This window comes from Pseudooceanicola atlanticus (assembly GCF_000768315.1).
GTDB classification, from domain to species: Bacteria; Pseudomonadota; Alphaproteobacteria; order Rhodobacterales; family Rhodobacteraceae; genus Pseudooceanicola; species Pseudooceanicola atlanticus.
On record NZ_AQQX01000002.1, the window covers coordinates 45,622 to 64,451 of the forward strand.

Here is an 18,830-nt window from a genome sequence, read left to right on the forward strand (position 1 = left end):
CATGCATTTGGAAAACAAGACTTTTGATGAGCTCGAGATCGGCGCCCGCGCCGAAATCCGACGGCTCTGCACCACCGACGACCTGATTGTGTTTGCCAATGTTTCAGGCAATCACAACCCGATGCACCTGCATGACAAGGACGGCGACGGCGATGGCGTGGACGAGGCGATCTGCCCGGGAATGTTCGTCGGCTCCCTCGTCACGGCCGTTCTGGGCAATGTCCTGCCCGGTGCCGGCACGCTCTACCGCTCGCAAAGCTTCAGCTTTGTCGGCCAGGCCATGGCAGGCGAAGAGCTGATTTCGTCGGTCGAGGTCACCGCCCTCGACCGTGCCGAAAACACCGCCACTCTGCGGACCGAGGTGCGCCGCGCCACCGACGACACCCTCATCCTGACCGGAGAGGCGGTCGTGACCGCCCCCCGTCACAAGGTCAGCATGGACAGCGCCGACCTGCCCGGACTGATCGTGCAGCGCCACCGCCATTTCGAGAAGTTGCTGGACCTCGCCGCGCCCCTGCCGCCGATCCGCACTGCCGTCGTCTGCCCGGAGGATCCGAATTCGCTGGGCGGCGCGCTGCTGGCGCGGTCGCATACGCTGATCGAACCGATCCTCGTCGGCAACCCCGCGCGCATCACCGCCACCGCCGCCGAACTCGGCGCCGACCTGACCGGCATCGAAATCATAGAGGTCGACGACCACCCCCTCGCCGCCGCCCGGGCCGTGGCGCTGGTGAACGAACGCCGCGCCGATGCGCTGATGAAGGGGCACCTGCACACCGACGAACTGCTCCGGCCTGCACTGGACCGCGCCACCGGGCTGCGTGGCGGGCGGCGCTTCACTCATGTCTTCGTGATGGACGTGCCGGGCCTGCCCCATCCCCTGCTGGTCACCGATGCCGCAATCAATATCTCGCCCGACCTCAAGACCAAGGTCGACATCGTGCAGAACGCCATCGACCTCGCCCTGTCCATCGGGATCGAACAGCCCAAGGTCGGCATCCTGTCGGCGGTCGAAACCGTGAACCCCGACATCCCCTCCTCGATGGATGCGGCGCTTCTGTCCAAGATGGCGGAACGCGGCCAGATCACCGGCGGTCTGGTCGACGGGCCGCTGGCCATGGACAACGCCGTGGACCTCGCCGCCGCCCGCACCAAGGGCATCGTCTCCGAGGTCGCAGGCCGGGCCGAGGTGCTGGTCGTCCCGGGGCTCGACGCCGGCAACATGCTGGCCAAGCAGTTGACCTATATCTCCCATGCCGAGGCCGCGGGCGTGGTGATGGGAGCGCGGGTCCCGATCATCCTGAACTCCCGCGCCGATGACGACATGTCCCGCCTCGCCTCCTGCGCCGTTGCCGCACTGCATCACGCGCGCCGCAGCGGGGGCGCGGAATGACCCATATCCTGACGCTCAATGCCGGGTCCTCGTCCCTGAAATACGGGTTGTACGACGCGACGGATCCCCCCCGGCCCCTGACCACCGGAAAGGTCGGGCGCATCGGCGGCACCGCCCGTCTGTCGCCTGCGGACGGTCCCGCGCGCGACCTGCCGGGCGTGACAGATCACGCCACTGCACTCATTTCAGTATTATCAGAATTACACAACACTCACCCCAAGGCCCGCGTCACCGCCGTCGGTCACCGCGTCGTTCATGGTGGCCTCGACTACGACGCGCCCATCCGCCTGACGCCCGAGATCCTGACGAAACTCGACGCGTTGTCGCCCTTCGCACCGCTGCACCAGCCGCATAACCTGGCCGGGGTCCGGGCCGCGATCTCGGCCTTTCCGGACGCCGCGCAGATCGCCTGCTTCGACACGGCATTTCATCGCAACCACCCGTTTGTTAACGATACTTTCGCCCTGCCCCGCCGTTATTACGAGGCCGGGGTGCGCCGCTACGGCTTCCATGGCCTCAGCTACGACTACATTGCCTCCGACCTCGCGCAGCACGAACCCGACCTGTCCCGCGTGATCGTCGCGCATCTCGGCAACGGGGCGTCGATGTGCGCGATGCGTGATGGCCGCTCCATTGCGTCAACGATGGGGTTCTCTGCCCTCGACGGGCTTCCAATGGGCACACGCTCCGGCCAACTTGACCCCGGAGTTGTCCTCTACCTGATGGATCAAGAGGGAATGAGCCCCGGACAGATCACCGAGCTTCTGTATAATCAGTCTGGCCTGAAAGGACTGTCAGGACTGACAAACGACATGCGCGATCTTGAGGCGTCCTCCGATCCCCGCGCCGCCGAGGCCATAGATTACTTCACCTTCCGCATCCGCCGCGAACTGGGCGCGCTGGCCGTGTCGCTGGGTGGGCTGGACGGCGTCGTCTTCTGCGGCGGCATCGGCGAAAACTCTGCCATGATCCGCGCCCGCGTCTGCGAGGGGCTCGACTGGATCGGCATTTCCTGCGACGCCGACCGCAATGCGGCCAATGCACGGGTGATTTCGCCCGAGGGCAGCCCCGTCCGCGTCATGGCCATCCCCACGAACGAGGAGATCGTGATCGCCCGCGCCGCTCTGGCGCTTGGCTGATCGCCCCCGGAAAACCGACAGCGCACCGACGTAATACCGACGTGACACCGACGTGATACCGACCTATCAAAATCGCATGTCAGATTTCGTGCCCGGAACCCATCTCCTGATCGACCATCGCGGCGGCCGCTACGGCACCGACGCTGAAAAGCTTGAAGAAATCCTGCGCGGCGCCGCCGAAGCCGCAGGCGCCACCGTCCTGTCGGCCCATTTCCACGGCTTTCCCGACCACGCCGGTGTAACCGGCATGGTCATCCTCGCCGAAAGCCACATCTCGATACATACCTGGCCTGAACATCAATATGCTGCGCTCGATGTCTTCGTCTGCGGCCAGGCCAATGCCCAGAAGGCCGCCGATTATCTCGCCCGCGCCCTCCTCCCCGACTGGTCCAAGGTCACCGCGGTTCAGCGGAACCATTTCTCCCACCCGTCCACGTAATAGGCCACAAGTGCATGATCCCGCACGGAATTCACCCGTGCCGCCATGCGCTCGACATCGCTGCCAAAGACCCGCGCGGCCGCCCAGACCGGCCCGTTGAGGAACGCCAGCCCCTCCGGCAGGTCCAGCTCAAGCGATGCCGGGTCCTCCACCGTGGCCAGCACGAATCCCCAATCGCCGAAGGCCGGCACAAGCTCATGATAAGGCAGCACATTCAGCCCCTCGCCCGGCGCGTAGGGGTTGCGCGTCGCCTCCCATGTCTCGACCACGGACCAATAGGCCTGCCGGGCGTAGAGCGGCGATCCCGCCTGTGTCACCACCGCCCCGCCCGCCGCGACTCGCTCCATCAGGAGAGCATAGAACTCGCGCGAGTAAAGCTTTGACAAGGTTAGGTTCTTCGGGTCCGGCAGGTCGATGATGACCACGTCGAACGCGTCCCGGGTCTCCTCGACGAACCGCCATGCATCGCGATTGATCACCTCGACCCGCGGATCGTCAAAGCTGTGGTCGTTCAGCGGTGCCAGCTCCGGATGGTCGGAGAACAGGTCGGTCACCCGCGGATCGAGGTCCACCAACGTCACGGCCTCCACCGGATGGCGCAACACCTCGCGCAAGGCCATTCCGTCGCCGCCGCCCAGGATCAGGATGTTGCGCGGCGCGGGCACCAATCCCATGGCCGGATGCACCAGAGCCTCGTGATAGCGATGCTCGTCATAGCTGTCGAACTGGATCGAATGGTCGAGGAACAACCGCACCCGATCGCGGAACCGCGTCACCGTGATCTGCTGGTAGGGCGTCGCCTCGCTGAAGATGATGTCATCCTCGTAGAGCTGCGCCTCGGTCACCGAAACGATCCGCTCGGATTGCCATAAACCCAGCCCCGTCAGGCAGATGGCGACCAACCAGGCGGCCAGGGGGGCCACCCCGATCCGCCCCCGGAAAACCCAGAGCGACAGCCCCGCCACCACCAGGTTCAGCGCCCCGAAGGCGAGCGAGGCCGACATCAGCCCCAGATGCGGCACGATCAGCACCGGGAAGGCCAACGAGGCCACCAGCGCGCCCAGATAGTCAAAGGACAGCACGTTCTCGAACCGGAACTCCGGCGCGCCGATCTCCTTCAACACGCGGGCGATCAGCGGGATCTCCATCCCCGACAGGATGCCGATGCCGACCAGCATCGTGTAGAGCGGCAACGCAACGGCCCCGATCCACGCGTATAATGCAAAGATCACCGGCGCCAGGAACCCGCCCACCAGTCCCAGCAGGATCTGCGCCCAGGCAAAGCCGGGCAGCGGGTCGCGGACAAAGCGGGACACCCAGGCGCCCACGCCCATCGAGGCCAGGAAAATGCCCAGCACGAAGGAAAACTGGCGCACGGAATCCCCCAGCAGATAGCTGGACAGGGTCGCGGCGATCAGTTCGTAGATCAGCCCGGCCACCGCCACCAGGAAGGTCGCGGTCAGCAGCCAGACCTCGCGCGGGGATACCCGCGGGGCGGTCTGGGTCACGTCAGGACAGGATGACGGCGGCGATGATGATCGCCATGGCGACGAAGACCGCCCCGACCAGGATCGCGAGGGCGGAGTTCTGGTCCTCCTCGATCTCCTTGACGATCGGGAACGGCGTCAGCCAGGAAATCAGCATCCAGACCGCCGCCATCAGCCCCAGGCCGATGGCGGAATAGACGATGGTGCTGACCACCTCTGCCAATATGATCGTGTCGAACATGAAAGGTCCCTTTCTACTTGATGCGTCCGCCGGTGCCGATGACACGGCCCGCCGATCCCGCACGCACGGAAGTGTCCAGATCGGCGCTTTCCGCGCCGATCCCGTAATAGCCCATCCAGGTCGTGGTCCCGATCGCGGCCAGCCCGACGGCAAGAAAAACGATGCGGATCAAGGGCATGTCAGTCGTCCTCCTCGTCCACCCAATCGCTGCCGCTCCATTTGCGGCGCAGGGCCAGCATCCGGCGCAGCAGGAACAACGCCGGCACGACCGCAAAGATCGCCGCCAGCATGAACAGCCATTTGCCGCTGGATTCGCTTTCGAAGACCTCGACCCCGACGACGGTCAGCGCCGCGCCCTCGCGCAGCCATGTGCCGGCCTCGCTGACCTCAAGCTCGACGGTGTAGTCGCCCGGCTCCGGCGCGTGGAACAGCAGCGTCGTGCGGGTCGATCCTTCGGTCCAGCGTCCATCGGCATCGCGCCCGTGGTAATAGCCCACCTCGCGCCCCGCCTCGAAGACCGGCTGGTCGTCCGGGCCGGTCACCGCGATGTCCATGTAGGCCCAGGAATTCGACACATTTGTGTTGACCCGAACCTTGGTCAGCCGCTCCGTATCGGCGATCGCGAAGGGCACCTCCTGCGGCAGGGTGGAGACCGGAATGTCCTGCACCCGCGCCACCAGGGTCCCCGGCATCGTGCTGAGGACAAAACCCAGCAGCGCCGCCGCAATTCCCATCAACAGGGCAGACACCCAGAAGAAGGGCTGCGTATTCAATGCCTTGTAGGGCATCAGCGGGTGGTTGCGGCTGCGACCGGAGGGCAGTTCCGCCCCGAAATCCAGGTAGGTCTGCGGCGGCAGGTAGGAGGAGACCTCGACCTCCCGCTCCGTCGCGCTTTGCTGGAAGCTCAGCATCGTGCGGTCGCCCAGCAGGCTCACGGCGGTGGCCGTGTCGCCGATCCGCGGCATCCAGGTGAATTCGCCCTCGGCAAAGGTGATCTGCGCGGTGCTGGTTTCGTAATACCGGTAGCGCGCGCCGCCGGCCCGTGCCGTCGGGCGGCTCTCGGCGCGTTCGACCTGCGCCGGCGTGATGAACCCCGGAGAGACCGGCCCGCGATACTTGCGGGTGAAAACCAGGTGCCCCTCTTCGACGCTCATCCAGGCATAGCCGTGAGTGGGCGAAAACAGCTGGTGATCCACCCAGGTCCAGACCTGCCCCTGCCAGCGCTCCTCCCAGCCCAGCGTGCCGATGATGGTAAAGGTGACGCCCTCGATCTCGGCCTGCATGCCAAGGGCAAAGGGCGTGTCGGGCCGCGACATGCCGGAATATTCGCGCAGCACCTTGTAGCCGTGCACCGCATCCAGCGCCGCGCCGCAATAGCCGCAGATATGGGTTGTCACCCGGCCGCCGCCCAACACATCCAGCCCCGCCCCGCAGGCTGTGCAATTGATCGTGTGGGTCTGCGCGGCCAGCGTCATTGCGACGACTCCACCGTGACCTCGAACGGGTCGATCCACTCGCCGGCGAACCAGCTGTGACCGCCCGGCCAGAACTCACCGCTCAGCAGCACGCCCTCGACGGACAAGGCATTGACGAAATTGTAGGTTTCGCCAACCTTGAGTACTTCGTCGAATTCTCCGCGGATGGCCAGGCAGGTTGCCTCGTCGAACTCGGTGACACGGAAATGCATGCCGTCATAGCTGAAGGTACGGCCCAGGATCGGGGCCTTGGGGATGGCAGGCGCGCGGCCCTCGGGGATGACGCGCTGCACGGCGACGTCGCCCTCGTCGATGGACAGCCAGACGGGGTGGCCATCGGCATCGAGCGCCCAGAATTCATCCCACCAGCCGCGGCCATAGCTGAACCGCGCATGGCCCAGCACGTCGAACACCCCCGCCGCGCAACGCACCCTGTCGCCCAGCCCGAACAGCAACGGCGCGTCATGCATCACCCCGGCCTCGCCGGCCAGGCGCACGGCCTCGTCTTCGTGGAACAGGGTCGTGCCACAGGATGGACAGGTCAGCATCCGCACCCCCGAATGGGGCGTGATCCGGTCACCGCAATTGGGACAGCTGATCTGGGCCATGATGCGGCGAGTTCCCGTGACAAAAGGATCAAGTGAATGCCGTGCGACCATGGCCTGTCCAACCGGATATCGCAACCCGACACGGCGCAGCGATCCGCCGGTCCCAAGCTTGCCAGGCTGGCCGTTTCGCCTTACGAATTCCAGAAGGGCCGCGCCGGTCGCGTGCACCCTATGAGGCAAGCAATGCATTTTACAGTCAATTACTTCCGGGGTGATGAAGACCCCAAGAGCGGCCCGGTCAAGGTGGGCTGGCTTCTAGGTGAAACCGACAGTCCCGTGATCTACGATGCCCCTCGCCGCGTGAATTCCCGCAACGCCCGGCGCGAACATGCCAAGAGCGCCTCGCGCTGTCCGGCCGTCCTGAATCTGGAAAGCCGGTATTTCGAAGTGCCGGTGCCTTTCGACATCAATATCGGCTTCGAACGGGACCGAGACGGACGCCCGGTGCTCAAGAACCTGTCCGGCTCCGCCAGCACGATCCGCGGATCAACCCTGGGCAAGCGGATCTCGATCACCAACGAGACCGAGTGGCGCTATCCCGACCGGCCCATCATTCAATTGAAGCTGCCCTATCTCTTCATCGCCGACGAACCGGTCTACCTGACGCAGCTGGACGCCTACCTGCATTACCGCAGGCAACCCCTGCCCGGCACGATCTTTGGCGGGCGGTTCCCGATCAATGTCTGGCCGCGTCCGCTGATGTGGGCCTTCGAATGGCACGACACGACAAAACCGATCACCCTGAAACGGGGCGAGCCGCTGTTCTATTGCCAGTTCGAATTCGACAATCCCGAACGTACCGTCCAGCTGGTCGAAGCCGAGATGACGGACGAACTCAGCACCTATATCAAGCATATCGGCGGCGCGGTGAACTACGTGAACCAGACGTTTTCCCTGTTCGAGGCGGCTGAAAAGGTGCGACCCCAGACCCTTCTCAGCCCGCGCAAACCGTGACCGGACCGCAGCAGGCTACCGGACAGGCCCCGGGACAGACCGCGCCGGCAGAGAACGTCCCGCCGATCAAGCGCGCCCAGGACCTGTTCAATGCCGGGCGCGTGTCGGAATGCTACGCGATCATCAAGCCGATGATCGACACGCCACCCGCTGACGCGCGGGACCGCAGCAACATCGCCTATCTCCAGCTGGGCTGCGCGCTCTACAAGACCGGCGACATGGAGGCCGCGCGCAAGCTGAACGCCGCCCTGTCGACCGCGCATTGGCGGCCCATGCGGTATCGCCTGTCGCTGCGGCTGGGCGATATGACCACGGCGAAACGCATCCGCACCGCGCCCGACGTCACTGACCGCGAACGCGACGATTTCCGCACCACCGCCGGTCTGCACCTGATCTGGGCCAAGAAATACCGGCTGGGCTTTCCGCTCTATGCCTGCCGCCACAACGCGATCCTGTTCCCCAAGACGGTGCCCAACCGCTGCCGTCACGTGCCGCTGCCCGATGACCCGGCGCAGGACGAGACCACCATCGTTCTGGAACAGGGGCTGGGCGACGTGTTGTTCCACCTGGCCCACATCCGGGCCGAGGGGCAGCACGAGACCTCTCGCTTCATCGGGTTGCGCAAATACGGGCCGCTGATCCGGCGCTATTTCCCGCGCGCCACCTACCTCGCCCACGAGGACATGACGGATGCCCATGGCACGCCGCGCATCCACCTGGCCGCCGATTTCGTCGGGCGGGGGTTTCGCCGCAACTGGCACCTGGCGCCGGGCATCACCTTCGACACGCCGATCCGCCATGCCGGGGAACCGCCGGTCTGGGGGATTTGCTGGCGCGGCGGATCGGGGCAGAACCGGCGCGAGGAACGTCATATCCCGCTGCAGATCTTCCTGGACCTGCTGCCCCGCGACGCACGTTTCCTGGCGCTGCAATTCGACCTCACGAAAGAGGAACGCACGATCCTGCTGGCCGATGGCCGCTGCATGATCCCTCTGTCGGACATCACGCAGAACCCGGTCCACACGATCGACATGATCCGCCCCCTGGCCGGCGTGATCTCGGTCGACAGTGCGAACTGGCACATGGCGGGGCTGAGCGACGTTCCCATCTTTGCCATCATGAACCGCACCGCGCATTGGTTCTGGGGCAAGGAAAGCCGCGCCGAAACCGCCTTTCCCTGCGCCACCACGGTCCGCAAGGAAGATGTCGGTCCGGCCCGCGTCGGCGAATGGGTCCGCGACACCCGCAAGGCCTGGCGCGAACGCGAGGCGCAGGGCCATCCGAAACCCGCCAAGCTCAGCCGGACGGAGCCGCGCGACCGTCCCGTTCTGATCGTCGGCCTGCCACGCTCTGCAACCTCGATGACGACGCGGGTGCTGCACAGCCAGGGGCTGTGGCTGGGCGAAACCGTGCCGGGCAACCGCGAAAACCCGCAGGGCTATTTCGAAAGCCGGATGATCCGCGACCAGTTGATCAAGCCGACCCTGTCCGCACTTGGCGCAGACCCTCTCGGCGTGCGGCGGCTGCCGGCCTGGGATGTGCTGCCGCCCTTCCCCGCCCTGCGCGACACGCTGTTCGCGATGCTGCGGCGCGAAGGCTATGACGGGCGGCAGCCCTGGGGCTTCAAGGATCCCAAGCTCACGCTGCTCTGGCCGCTCTTTGCGCGGGCCTTTCCGCAGGCCCATTGGGTCATCGTCACGCGGGACCGGGACAAGGTGCTGGACAGCCTGTGCCGGACCTCATTCATGGCGCGGCATTCCACCAGCCCGGAATTCTGGCTGCCCTTCTGCAGCGCCTATGACCACCGCCTGAACCTGCTGCGCGCCAGTGGGGCGCAGGTGCACGAGGTGGACAGCGACGCGCTGTCGGGTGGATCACTGAGCCAGATCAAGGGCGTGATCCGCGCCGCCGGTCTCGGCTTCAATGCAAGGGATGCGCGGGCCGCGCTGGTGCGGGACGGCGGCTAGACCAGACGCGGCGCCATCGCCTCTGCCGAGGGGCGGGCAAAGACCCGCCGCAGCGACCGCGCCTCATGCGCGCGCAGGGTCAGTCGGGCCGGTTTCATCCAGTGGATATCGTCGCGCATCTGCGGGAAGACCTGGTAGAGTTCGGCCAGGTGATGATCCGGGATCGCATCCGCCCCGACGGCCCCGGGCAGGAAGCTTTCACAGGCCGCCCCTTCGGCAAAGATGACCTCGTGGCGGTCGAAGCACAGGTGGAAATACTCCACTTCTCCGCCATAGCGCCGATAGGTATTGTCGTAATCGATCAGGAACTTGGCCGGGACAAAGACCTCGGGCTCGCCGAACAGAACATCCGCCTGCCAGCCCGCGATCAGCATCCGGTGCTGTGGCGACACGACAAGCTCTCTCCGGTTGCCCAGCACGCCCTCGCCGATCACCACCGGGGCCGAAGACCCCATGGCGCTGACCGTGCGGCTGCCGATCCAGCGCAGCGGACGCATGCCGCGATCCTTGGTGCGCACCATGTCACCCGCGCGCAGCCGTTCGACCGGTCGATAGCCGTTGGCTGTCAGGATGTGGGTGCCGCGGGCGAAACAGATGACGTTCTCGAAGCCCGAGAATGTGGCCGTGTCCCCGCTGGTAAAGACGATGGTGCCGCTTTCATTGTCGCCGCCGCCATAGGTGATCGACGACACCTGGTTGCTGTCGCCAAGCGCCGACAGGTCCAGCGTGTCATTGTCGGTGTCGCCCGCATCCTCGCCGCCGAACAGCTGGTAATTGCCCGGTCCCGTCAGGGTGATGTAGTCGCTGCCCGACCCGCCATAGAGCGTATCGTCCCCACCGGCAGAGCTGATGCTATCATCACCCGACCCGCCATAGACTTCCTGTCCGCCGCCCGCGCTCAGCACGTCGGCCCCGCCGCCGCCCTGGATCGAGGACCCGGAGGCCGCAGAGGACCCGTCGATCGTGTCGCCGAAGTCCGAGCCCCAGACCTCTTCCACGTTGCTGGCGCCCATGTCGAAGGAAATGCCCGACCCCGCATCCGCCGCCGACACCGTGTCGCGCCCGGTGCCGCCGTCGATCACGCTGTCGGTCTCGTCGATGATCAGCAGATCATCGCCCGACCCGCCATAAAGGCTGTCGTCGCCGCTATTGCCGTCGATCTGGTCGTTGCCCGCGCCGCCGGCCATGCTGTCGCCCGCAGACGACCCGGACAACGTATCGGCCTGGTCCGTCGCCGCGACCTCTTCGATGCCGTAGAAGTTGATCGTGTCGCTGCCATGGGTGACGGTTCCGGACTCCGCGCTGGTATAGGTGATCGTCGCCCCGGTCGTGTCGAAACGGGTGAGGTCCAGTACGTCATTATCGGACCCGGCCTCGCCGCCATAGATCGTGTCGGTGCCGTAACCGTCATCCATGATGAACGTGTCATCACCCGACCCGCCGAACAGGGTGTCGGACCCGGTGCCCCCGTCGATCACATCCGCCCCGGCCTCGCCATAAACGGAATCGTCTCCGGAATTGCCCGACAGAACGTCTGCGCCAGAGCCGCCATAGATCGTGTCACCGGCCTGTCCGCCTTCGACGGTATCGGCGCCCTGACCCGCGACGATGCTGTCGGCCAGCGCGTAATCCCAATCCTCGACCGCGTCGCCCTGGCTGTCGATGTAGCCGCCGGTCATGACATCGTCGCCCGCTGTCCCGGTGACGGTGCCATCGGGGCGGTTGCCGCCGACGACGCTCTCCATCTCGGAGAAGCTCATGATGTCGCCGTTGGAGAACTTCACCGTCCCTGCCCCGTCATCGCCGCTGGCGAAGAAGACATAGGCGTCGCCCGACACGGCGCTCAGGTCCAGGATATCGTTATCGCCCGAGGTTTCGCCGCCCGCGACGCTGTGGTTGCCCGGCCCGGTGATGTAGAACGTATCGTCGCCCGACCCGCCGCTGAGGCTGTCATCTCCGGACCCGCTGGTGATGCTGTCATTCCCGGCACCACCGAAAACCGTGTCGCTGCCAGCCCCGGCCACCACGACGTCGTCCCCGGCATAGCCATAGATCACATCGTCGCTTGCCCCGGCCGTGACGCTGTCGGCCTGCGCGGTCAGGTCGATACGCTCGATCTCGGAGAAGGTGATCGTGTTGGTGCCGAAGGTGACTGTTCCGGCCTCCGGCCCGGAATAGGTCACCGTCACGGCAGAGGTGACGGCGGTCAGGTCCAGCACGTCGGTATCCGACCCGCCTTCGCCGCCCTCGATCGTGTCATTGCCCGCATTGTCGGCGATGCGGATCGTGTCCTCACCCGACCCGCCATACAGCTCGTCCGGGCCTTGCAGACCAGCCAGGTCATCATTGCCCGCGCGACCGTAGAAGATGTTCGTATAGGCGTCGCCCGACAGGCTGAAACCATCGAAACCGACCAACGTGTCGTCGTAGTCAGTACCATAGGCACCGTCTATGCCGGACCAGATCACATCCCCCGTGGCTGCCCCGCCCAGCGTATTCGTCGCCAGATTCAGAGAGACCGCAGAGGTTTCGTTGCCGAAGTCGATGTAATCCATACCGGTGCCGCCGGTATAGGTGTCGTTGCCCGGCCCGGAATAGAGCGTGTCCGACCCGTCCCCGCCGTAAAGCTGGTCGTCACCCGATCCGCCATCCAGCGCGTCATCGCCGGAATCGCCATACAGCGTGTCGGTGCCAGCCCCGCCATACAGCGCGTCGTTTCCAGCATTGCCATAGACGTAGTCCGTGCCAGTTCCGCCAAGGGCGGTATCGCTGCCGGCCCCGGATTGGATCGAGTCATTGCCGGAGCCCGCGAACAGGCTGTCATCGCCGGAATTGCCGTAAATGGTATCGTTGCCGGAATACGTCGCGATCGTATCGTTGCCGGTTCCGCCAGAAACGGTATCGTCACCGCTGCCGCTATCGAGACTGTCAGCCCCTGCGCCGCCGGAGATCGAGTCATTGGCCGTACCGCCGTATATCACGTCGTCGCCCGAGCCGCCGATCAGGCTGTCGGTCCCGCCTTCACCGTAGATGGTATCGGCCCCGGCCCCGCCATCCATCGTGTCGTTGCTGCTGTCTTCGGCCACACTGAACGAGTTGTTGTTGCCAGAGGTGCCAAGCGCCCAGAAGGCGGAGCTGGACTCGTCGTAGTAGACGAGGTTGCCGTCGGTCTGCATGACAAGCTCACCGGGCGATCCGCTGCTGGACCCAGTGGAGGCCAGGATATTTCCATCCTTGTCATAGGCGATCAGGTTGCCATCGGTGCCCACATGCAGGCGCTCGGCACCAAGGACGGTGTGCCCGAAGACGTTGTAGACCTCGAGCGTGCCATTGCCGTCATTGTCGATCTGCACGACGATTGATCCGTCCATACGGACGATCAGCCGGGCATCGTTGTTCGAGGAATAGAGCGCCTGCCCGATATAGAGGTCGTCGCCCGGCCCCATCCGGTCGGACGAACCGCCGAAATCGGGCGTTTCGTAACCGCCGCGCATGACGTCGTCGCCCGATCCGCCGGCCAGGTAATCTGACCCGCGGTCGGCGATCATCGTGTCGGACCCGGCCCCGCCGTAAAGCGAGTCGTTGTTCCAGCCGCCGCCAAGGTAATCGGCCCCGATGCCGCCATAGACGTTATCCGACCCGGCCCCGCCCTCAAGGCTGTCATCGCCCGTCCCGCCATAGACCCAGTCGCCATCGTTGCTGCCATAGACGGCATCGTCACCGGTGCCGGCGGTCACGGTGTCATTGCCGGCGCCTGCGTGGATCTTGTCGTTCTCGTTGCCATCGCCGCTGCCGATGGCGTCGCCTTCGCCGTCGGTATAGCCGTTGCCCATGTTTTCGGACCCGGAGCCGCCGGCGACGATCTTGTTGCTGTAATTCGTGAAATTCTCGATGCCGCGGAACTCCAGCCGCTCACCGTTGTAGAAGGTGATGTAGCCGTCGCTGCCGCTGTAGAAGCCGTAGCCCGAAATATAGGTGTCGGTCAGCCCGCTGAAATCGAGCGTGTCGTCGCCGCTATTGCCCTCGATATAGGCGCTGGTGCCCGAGGTGACGAAAATGATGTCGTTGCCGCGGCCACCGTAAACATCGTCATCGCCGCTATCGGAGTAGAGCGTATCGTCGCCGCTGTCGCCCTCTAGCGTGTCCTGCCCGGTGCCGCCATAGATGACATCGTTGCCGGAACTGCCCCAGAAACTGTCATTGCCGCTGCCGCCATACAGCCAGTCATTGCCGCCGCTGCCGCCATAGATCGTGTCGTCGCCCGACCCGCCATAGACGGTATCGTCCCCCGATCCGGCGTCGATCGTATCGCTGCCACCATAGCCGTAGACGGAATCGTTCCAGCCGTCGCCACCATCAATGGAATCACCATCCCCGTCCGAGTAACTGGACGAGATGGAATCATTGATAGATGTGCCGTCGACCTTGCCGTCAGCCATATCCCTACCTCAAACACCCATGTCCACTTCTACCGGCGGATCATGATCACTGCTGGGGATGCCGCGCATTGGTGGCTGACGTTTCGCCGTACTTCCCCGCGGCGACCATCAGGCAAAAATAGGGCCAAAATGTGGCGTCAACCTAAAGCCGCCACACTCAAGGGTTGTATTATTATTACAAATCAATGCTTAATTGAGTGATTGGACATGTGTACACCTGACGTTGAGGCAACGGTATTTCCTTCGACTTCTTGCAAGCTATACTTGTCGACAGGGAGAGTAACGCCATGGTCAGAGCAACGCAGGGCAGCCGAAAAGGCAGCTGGCGCAAGGATGAGATCATCGATGCAGCCGCGGAATGCTTCATGGAACGCGGCTACCAGGCCACCACGATCGACCATGTCGCCGCCCGGTTGAACGCCACCAAGGGCCGCATCTACCACCATTACGCCACCAAGACCGACCTCTTCTTCGAAGTGCACCGCGTCGGGATGGAACACCTGTTCGAGGCCATCGCCCCGGCGGAAACGATGCAGGGCACGGCGCATCAGCGGCTGAACGCGATGATGGTGGCGCATGCCAAGGCCATGCTGGATTACCACACCTATGAAAACGTCGTTGCACAGGGGGTTCAGCTGCACCGGTTCGAACAGATGTCGCCGGAACAACGCGCGACCCTGCGGGAACTGATCACCCTGCGCGATGATTTCGAGCAGAAATTCAAGACAGTGCTGCAACAGGCGATGGACGAGGGATCCATCGACCAGATGGATGTCTCGATCACCACCAAGACGCTGCTGGGTGGTCTGCAATGGTCGATCTTCTGGTATCGCCGCCAGCCGAACGAGACGCCGGAACACCGCGAAATGCTGGCCCGCAAGATGGTCGAGCCCTTCGTCAAAGGGCTTTGACCCCGGCGATGCGGAGGGGCGGTCCGGGGGCTGGGCGTAAGCGGCTGACGATTGACAGACCAAAAACATACTGACTAGTATCTTTTTGGGAGGACATTGCATGAAAGTCATGATCACCGGCGCCGCAGGGTTCCTGGGCCGCCGCCTGACGCAGGCGCTGATCGCGCGCGGGATGTTGACGGGGCCGGATGGCACGGACCAACCGATCACCCGCCTTATCCTGGCCGACCTGACCGAACCGCCGCTTCCCGAGGCAGAAGGGATCGAGGTCATTCGGCATACCGGCGACCTCTCCGATCCCGCGATCCGCGACGCGCTCTGCGCCGAACCCTATGACGCGCTGTTTCACCTGGCGTCCCAGTTGACGCTGCACGCAGAACAGGACCCCGACGGCGCGTGGGACGTGAACGTTGCCCCGCTTCGGGCGCTGATCGCCGCCGCGCAGGGCAGACCTCGAATCGTCTTTGCCTCTTCCATCGCGGTGTTCGGGGGGCACTTGCCGACCGAGGTGACCGACGATATCGCCCCGCTGCCCGAAACCACCTACGGCATCCACAAGGCGGTGAACGAATTGCTGTTGCTCGATGCCTCGCGCCATGGCCGGATCGACGGGCGCGCCCTGCGCCTGCCCATCGTGCTGATCCGACCCGGCGTGACCCAGCCCGTCGTGTCGGACCGCGTCGCCGCCATCGCCCGCGAACCGCTGGAAGGCCGCGACATGGAAGCCCCCCTCACGCCCGAGGCAGAGGTGCCCGTGATCTCGGCCGGGGCCGTGATTGACGGGCTGATCGCCCTGCATGACGCCCCCGCTCGCCTGCTGCCGCCGAAACGAGCGCTGAACCTGCCCGCGCTGACGGTCACCGTCGCCGAAATGGTCGCCGCCGCCAGCCGCGCGGGCGCGACGGGCAAGGTCACCTTTGCCCCTGATGAACAGATGCAGCGGGTGGTGAACAGCTGGCCCCGCCACTTCGCGTCGCATTACGCCAAGGGGTTGGGGATCGGGCCGGATGCCAGTTTCGACGCGATCATCCAGGATTACCTAACCCATAGGGAGGGCAGCGCATGACCGACACCTGCATCATCGGCGCCGGGTCCTCCGGCGTGACGGTTGCCAAGTCGCTGAAGGATGCGGGCCAGACGGCCGACATCTTCGAAAAGGGCAGCCAGATCGGCGGCATGTGGCGGTACGAGAACGATAACGGCCAATCGTCGTGCTACGCCTCGCTGCATATCGACACGAGCCGCCCTAACCTGGGCTATTCCGATTTCCCGATCGACCCGTCCCTGCCCGACTTCCTGAGCCACGCGCAGTTCTTGGGCCACCTTGAGGCCTATGCCGACCACTTCGGCATCCCGGAGATGGTCCGATTCAACACCGCCGTCACCTCGGTCGAGCCGGAGGGCGACCGCTATCGCGTGACGCTCGATACCGGGGAAAGCCGCGATTACGCGCGCGTCGTGATCGCCAATGGCCACCTCTCGGACCCGCGGATGCCGGATTTTCCGGGCCAGTTCGACGGCACCGCGATCCATTCGCACCATTACCGCAGCGCCGATCCCTATATCGGCAAACGGGTTCTGGTGGTCGGCATCGGCAATTCGGCCGTAGATATCGCCGTGGACCTGTGCCGTCGGGCAGAGCATGTGACCCTGTCGACCCGCCGCTCGGCCTGGGTGATGCCGAAATACCTGATGGGTGTGCCGATCGACCAATGGTCGGGCTTCCTGGGGCGGAAGCTGCGCCTGCCGACCCCTGCGGTGCGGCGCATCATGGCGCAGCTGATCAAGCTGGGGGTCGGCGACCAGCGCCGGTTCGGCCTGCCCCGGCCCGAACATCCGATGTGGCGCGAACATGCGACGCTATCGCAGGAATTGCTGCCCAATATCGGCCACGGCTATATCGACGTGAAACCCAACGTGAAGCGGCTGGACGGCACGCGCGTCGCCTTTGTCGACGGGACGGACGCGCCCTATGACGCGATCATCTACGCCACCGGCTATAACCTGACCTTCCCGTTCCTCGACAGGGGCGTGTTTGACCCCGACCTGCAAGCCGGAGAGCTGTATCGTCGCATGGTCGTGCCCGCCCATCCCGGCCTGATCCATGCCGGGCTCGTGCAGCCGGTCGGCCCGACGATCCCGCTGGTGGAAACGCAGGGAAAATGGATCGCCGCGCTCGCCTCCGGCCGGATGACCTTGCCCCCCAGGGCAGAAATGGACCGCGAGATCACCGCCCACAGGGATTACCAGCGCCGCACCTACCTGGACGCACCGCGCTATGCGCTGGAGGTCGATTACAAGACCTACACCAGGCAGATGCTGGCAGACATGAAGGCGGGACAGGCGGGCACCTGACCCGCCCGGGGGCTAGAGCGTCCGCATCCAGAATTGCAGTGGATGGGCGGTTTCGTCGGCCTCGCCCACGTCGCGCCAGTTGAAATGGGCGATCACGCCGGGCAGCGGGGCATAGCCACGGCCACGCCAGAACGGCTCGAGCGAGCGGGCAGCGGCGGGGCGCATCGGATGATCCTCGGGCCGCACGACACCGCAGAAGGCCGAATAACGGCGGCCCAGCTCGCGGGCATGGGCCTCTCGCGCGTCAAAGAACGCGTGGCCAAGGCCATGGCCCCGGTAGTCGGACAAAAGCACCGATTCCGCGCAATAGAAGATATCCGACAGCGCCTCGGGCCGGTCGGCGAAGGCCGTTGCGAAGTCTTCGTCCGACACTTCCAGCCCCATTCCGGTGGACGCGCCGACGATCCGCGGGCCGTCGAAGGCCGCCACGACAATGGCCGTGGGGTGGGTGTAGCCCGACAGGTACTTCCGCTCGTACTCGACGTCCCCATCGTAGAGATAGGGCCAGTCGCGAAACACCTCGATCCGCAGCCGCGCCAGGTCATCCAGCGCGGTCTCCAGCGCATCGCCTGTCAGCACGCGGGTCTCGATCATGAGACCTGCGCGATCCAGTCGGCGAGGTTGTAATAAGTGGTCACGCGGGCAATCTTGCCATCCTTCAGCGTGAAGAACGACCCGCCGGGCAGGCGGTAGGTCTGGCCGTTGGCTTCGGGCAGGCCTTCGTCGGTTTCAAGGTAGGTGCCGTTGACCATGAATTCCGCAGCGCCGCGCGTCCCGTCTTCCGAAACGAAGATCACCATCTCGGTCAGGCGTTCCTTGTAGCACCGCTCCATATGAGCGCAGAATTCGGCGAACAGCGCCTTGCCGGTGCGGATCTTGCCCTCGTTGACATGGTGGGCCACGTCGTCGGTCAGGCAGTCCAGCATGGCGGCGGTATTGCCGTCGTTGAACGCGTCGAAATAGGTCTGCAGGATAGTCGTCATAAGCTTACCAGGGGCGGACCGAACCGCCGTTGAAGGTTGTCGATGATCTGGTCGCGGCACTGGCGATAGGCGTTCAGCTTCTGCTCGCGCGTTTCGCCGATGGCTGTCGGGTCCACGATCGGCCAGAAATCGACCGAGAGGTGGTAGAACTTGGTCAGCTCCAGCGCCCGTTTCTGGGACATGCTCGACAGCGCGACGATCAGGTCGAACGAGGACAGGTCGTCCCCGAACCGGGCCATTTCGTCGAAGGACCGGGATTGATGCCGCGACAGCTCCACCCCGATCTCTTCACAGACGGAAATCGCGAAACCGTCGATTTCCAAGTCGTTGTAGCATCCGGCCGACTGCACGTAAGTGCCGGTGCCATAGAACTTTTTCATGATGCCTTCGGCCATGGGGGACCGAACCGCATTGTGGTCGCAGCAGAACAGCACAGACT

The 18,830-nt window shown here is 64.7% G+C and carries 17 protein-coding genes; 8 read left to right on the forward strand and 9 right to left on the reverse strand.

Features of this window, described 5'->3' with window-relative positions; translation table 11 throughout:
* Position 1 precedes the first annotated feature (1 nt).
* The 3 genes from ATO9_RS04380 to speD all read left to right on the forward strand — a co-directional run bounded on the left by ATO9_RS04380 (position 2) and on the right by speD (position 2,971).
* Positions 2 to 1,393: a bifunctional enoyl-CoA hydratase/phosphate acetyltransferase gene (locus ATO9_RS04380; protein ID WP_043745836.1), complete on the forward strand. Its 1,392-nt coding sequence runs from the start codon at positions 2 to 4 to the stop codon at positions 1,391 to 1,393.
* A complete protein-coding gene (locus tag ATO9_RS04385) occupies positions 1,390 to 2,532 on the forward strand; it encodes an acetate/propionate family kinase (protein ID WP_043745839.1) in 1,143 nt (380 codons plus the stop codon). Before ATO9_RS04380 ends, ATO9_RS04385 begins: the two co-directional genes overlap by 4 nt.
* A gap of 76 nt (positions 2,533 to 2,608) precedes the next feature.
* Positions 2,609 to 2,971 (forward strand): adenosylmethionine decarboxylase, encoded by a 363-nt coding sequence (speD, locus tag ATO9_RS04390; protein WP_043745842.1) that lies wholly within the window; start codon positions 2,609 to 2,611, stop codon positions 2,969 to 2,971.
* Here the strand turns inward: speD and ATO9_RS04395 are convergent.
* The 5 genes from ATO9_RS04395 to ATO9_RS04410 are packed head-to-tail and all read right to left on the reverse strand — an operon-like array spanning position 2,938 to position 6,782.
* Positions 2,938 to 4,479 carry a polyamine aminopropyltransferase gene (locus ATO9_RS04395; protein WP_043745845.1) on the reverse strand — a complete coding sequence of 514 codons (1,542 nt, stop codon included), beginning with the start codon at positions 4,477 to 4,479 and terminating at the stop codon, positions 2,938 to 2,940. The genes speD and ATO9_RS04395 overlap by 34 nt on opposite strands.
* A gap of 1 nt (position 4,480) precedes the next feature.
* A complete protein-coding gene (locus ATO9_RS04400) occupies positions 4,481 to 4,699 on the reverse strand; it encodes a DUF350 domain-containing protein (RefSeq protein WP_043745848.1) in 219 nt (72 codons plus the stop codon).
* 13 nt (positions 4,700 to 4,712) lie between these two features.
* Positions 4,713 to 4,877 carry a hypothetical protein gene (locus ATO9_RS24525; RefSeq protein WP_202902106.1) on the reverse strand — a complete coding sequence of 55 codons (165 nt, stop codon included), beginning with the start codon at positions 4,875 to 4,877 and terminating at the stop codon, positions 4,713 to 4,715.
* A gap of 1 nt (position 4,878) precedes the next feature.
* On the reverse strand, positions 4,879 to 6,174 hold the full coding sequence (locus ATO9_RS04405; RefSeq protein WP_043745851.1) for a DUF4178 domain-containing protein: 1,296 nt from the start codon (positions 6,172 to 6,174) through the stop codon (positions 4,879 to 4,881).
* Positions 6,171 to 6,782, reverse strand: a complete 612-nt coding sequence (locus ATO9_RS04410) for a DUF4178 domain-containing protein (RefSeq protein WP_043745853.1) — start codon at positions 6,780 to 6,782, stop codon at positions 6,171 to 6,173. Before ATO9_RS04410 ends, ATO9_RS04405 begins: the two co-directional genes overlap by 4 nt.
* A gap of 183 nt (positions 6,783 to 6,965) precedes the next feature.
* Between ATO9_RS04410 and ATO9_RS04415 the strand changes: the two genes are divergently transcribed.
* Together ATO9_RS04415 and ATO9_RS04420 are read left to right on the forward strand one after the other, a co-directional pair.
* Positions 6,966 to 7,736 (forward strand): hypothetical protein, encoded by a 771-nt coding sequence (locus ATO9_RS04415; protein WP_043747341.1) that lies wholly within the window; start codon positions 6,966 to 6,968, stop codon positions 7,734 to 7,736.
* Entirely contained in the window at positions 7,733 to 9,703 is a 1,971-nt protein-coding gene (locus tag ATO9_RS04420) for a sulfotransferase (protein WP_238318665.1), read from the forward strand. Before ATO9_RS04415 ends, ATO9_RS04420 begins: the two co-directional genes overlap by 4 nt.
* Here the strand turns inward: ATO9_RS04420 and ATO9_RS04425 are convergent.
* Positions 9,700 to 14,142 (reverse strand): Hint domain-containing protein, encoded by a 4,443-nt coding sequence (locus ATO9_RS04425; RefSeq protein ID WP_043745856.1) that lies wholly within the window; start codon positions 14,140 to 14,142, stop codon positions 9,700 to 9,702. The genes ATO9_RS04420 and ATO9_RS04425 overlap by 4 nt on opposite strands.
* Positions 14,143 to 14,429: 287 nt before the next feature.
* Between ATO9_RS04425 and ATO9_RS04430 the strand changes: the two genes are divergently transcribed.
* From ATO9_RS04430 to ATO9_RS04440, 3 genes are all read left to right on the forward strand, one after another.
* Complete coding sequence (locus ATO9_RS04430) at positions 14,430 to 15,053, forward strand: TetR/AcrR family transcriptional regulator (RefSeq protein ID WP_043745859.1); 624 nt, start codon at positions 14,430 to 14,432, stop codon at positions 15,051 to 15,053.
* A gap of 100 nt (positions 15,054 to 15,153) precedes the next feature.
* Entirely contained in the window at positions 15,154 to 16,119 is a 966-nt protein-coding gene (locus tag ATO9_RS04435) for an NAD-dependent epimerase/dehydratase family protein (protein WP_043745862.1), read from the forward strand.
* Positions 16,116 to 17,408, forward strand: a complete 1,293-nt coding sequence (locus ATO9_RS04440; RefSeq protein ID WP_043745865.1) for a flavin-containing monooxygenase — start codon at positions 16,116 to 16,118, stop codon at positions 17,406 to 17,408. The genes ATO9_RS04435 and ATO9_RS04440 overlap by 4 nt, the downstream gene beginning before the upstream one ends.
* A gap of 12 nt (positions 17,409 to 17,420) precedes the next feature.
* On the opposite strand, the gene ATO9_RS04445 is transcribed toward ATO9_RS04440, so the two are convergent.
* The 3 genes from ATO9_RS04445 to ATO9_RS04455 are packed head-to-tail and all read right to left on the reverse strand — an operon-like array spanning position 17,421 to position 18,786.
* Positions 17,421 to 18,002 (reverse strand): GNAT family N-acetyltransferase, encoded by a 582-nt coding sequence (locus ATO9_RS04445; RefSeq protein ID WP_043745867.1) that lies wholly within the window; start codon positions 18,000 to 18,002, stop codon positions 17,421 to 17,423.
* A complete protein-coding gene (locus ATO9_RS04450; RefSeq protein WP_043745870.1) occupies positions 17,999 to 18,391 on the reverse strand; it encodes a ketosteroid isomerase-related protein in 393 nt (130 codons plus the stop codon). Before ATO9_RS04450 ends, ATO9_RS04445 begins: the two co-directional genes overlap by 4 nt.
* A complete protein-coding gene (locus ATO9_RS04455; RefSeq protein WP_052418164.1) occupies positions 18,388 to 18,786 on the reverse strand; it encodes an arsenate-mycothiol transferase ArsC in 399 nt (132 codons plus the stop codon). Before ATO9_RS04455 ends, ATO9_RS04450 begins: the two co-directional genes overlap by 4 nt.
* Positions 18,787 to 18,830: the final 44 nt, after the last annotated feature.

Excerpts from the sequence above, each read along its gene's own strand:
- ATO9_RS04380 (WP_043745836.1), top strand. The coding sequence starts at position 2 with ATGCATTTGGAAAACAAGACTTTTGATGAGCTCGAGATCGGCGCCCGC.
- ATO9_RS04385 (WP_043745839.1), top strand. The coding sequence starts at position 1,390 with ATGACCCATATCCTGACGCTCAATGCCGGGTCCTCGTCCCTGAAATAC.
- speD (WP_043745842.1), top strand. The coding sequence starts at position 2,609 with ATGTCAGATTTCGTGCCCGGAACCCATCTCCTGATCGACCATCGCGGC.
- ATO9_RS04400 (WP_043745848.1), bottom strand. The coding sequence starts at position 4,699 with ATGTTCGACACGATCATATTGGCAGAGGTGGTCAGCACCATCGTCTAT.
- ATO9_RS24525 (WP_202902106.1), bottom strand. The coding sequence starts at position 4,877 with ATGCCCTTGATCCGCATCGTTTTTCTTGCCGTCGGGCTGGCCGCGATC.
- ATO9_RS04405 (WP_043745851.1), bottom strand. The coding sequence starts at position 6,174 with ATGACGCTGGCCGCGCAGACCCACACGATCAATTGCACAGCCTGCGGG.
- ATO9_RS04410 (WP_043745853.1), bottom strand. The coding sequence starts at position 6,782 with ATGGCCCAGATCAGCTGTCCCAATTGCGGTGACCGGATCACGCCCCAT.
- ATO9_RS04415 (WP_043747341.1), top strand. The coding sequence starts at position 6,966 with ATGCATTTTACAGTCAATTACTTCCGGGGTGATGAAGACCCCAAGAGC.
- ATO9_RS04425 (WP_043745856.1), bottom strand. The coding sequence starts at position 14,142 with ATGGCTGACGGCAAGGTCGACGGCACATCTATCAATGATTCCATCTCG.
- ATO9_RS04430 (WP_043745859.1), top strand. The coding sequence starts at position 14,430 with ATGGTCAGAGCAACGCAGGGCAGCCGAAAAGGCAGCTGGCGCAAGGAT.
- ATO9_RS04435 (WP_043745862.1), top strand. The coding sequence starts at position 15,154 with ATGAAAGTCATGATCACCGGCGCCGCAGGGTTCCTGGGCCGCCGCCTG.
- ATO9_RS04440 (WP_043745865.1), top strand. The coding sequence starts at position 16,116 with ATGACCGACACCTGCATCATCGGCGCCGGGTCCTCCGGCGTGACGGTT.
- ATO9_RS04445 (WP_043745867.1), bottom strand. The coding sequence starts at position 18,002 with ATGATCGAGACCCGCGTGCTGACAGGCGATGCGCTGGAGACCGCGCTG.
- ATO9_RS04450 (WP_043745870.1), bottom strand. The coding sequence starts at position 18,391 with ATGACGACTATCCTGCAGACCTATTTCGACGCGTTCAACGACGGCAAT.
- ATO9_RS04455 (WP_052418164.1), bottom strand. The coding sequence starts at position 18,786 with ATGGCCGAAGGCATCATGAAAAAGTTCTATGGCACCGGCACTTACGTG.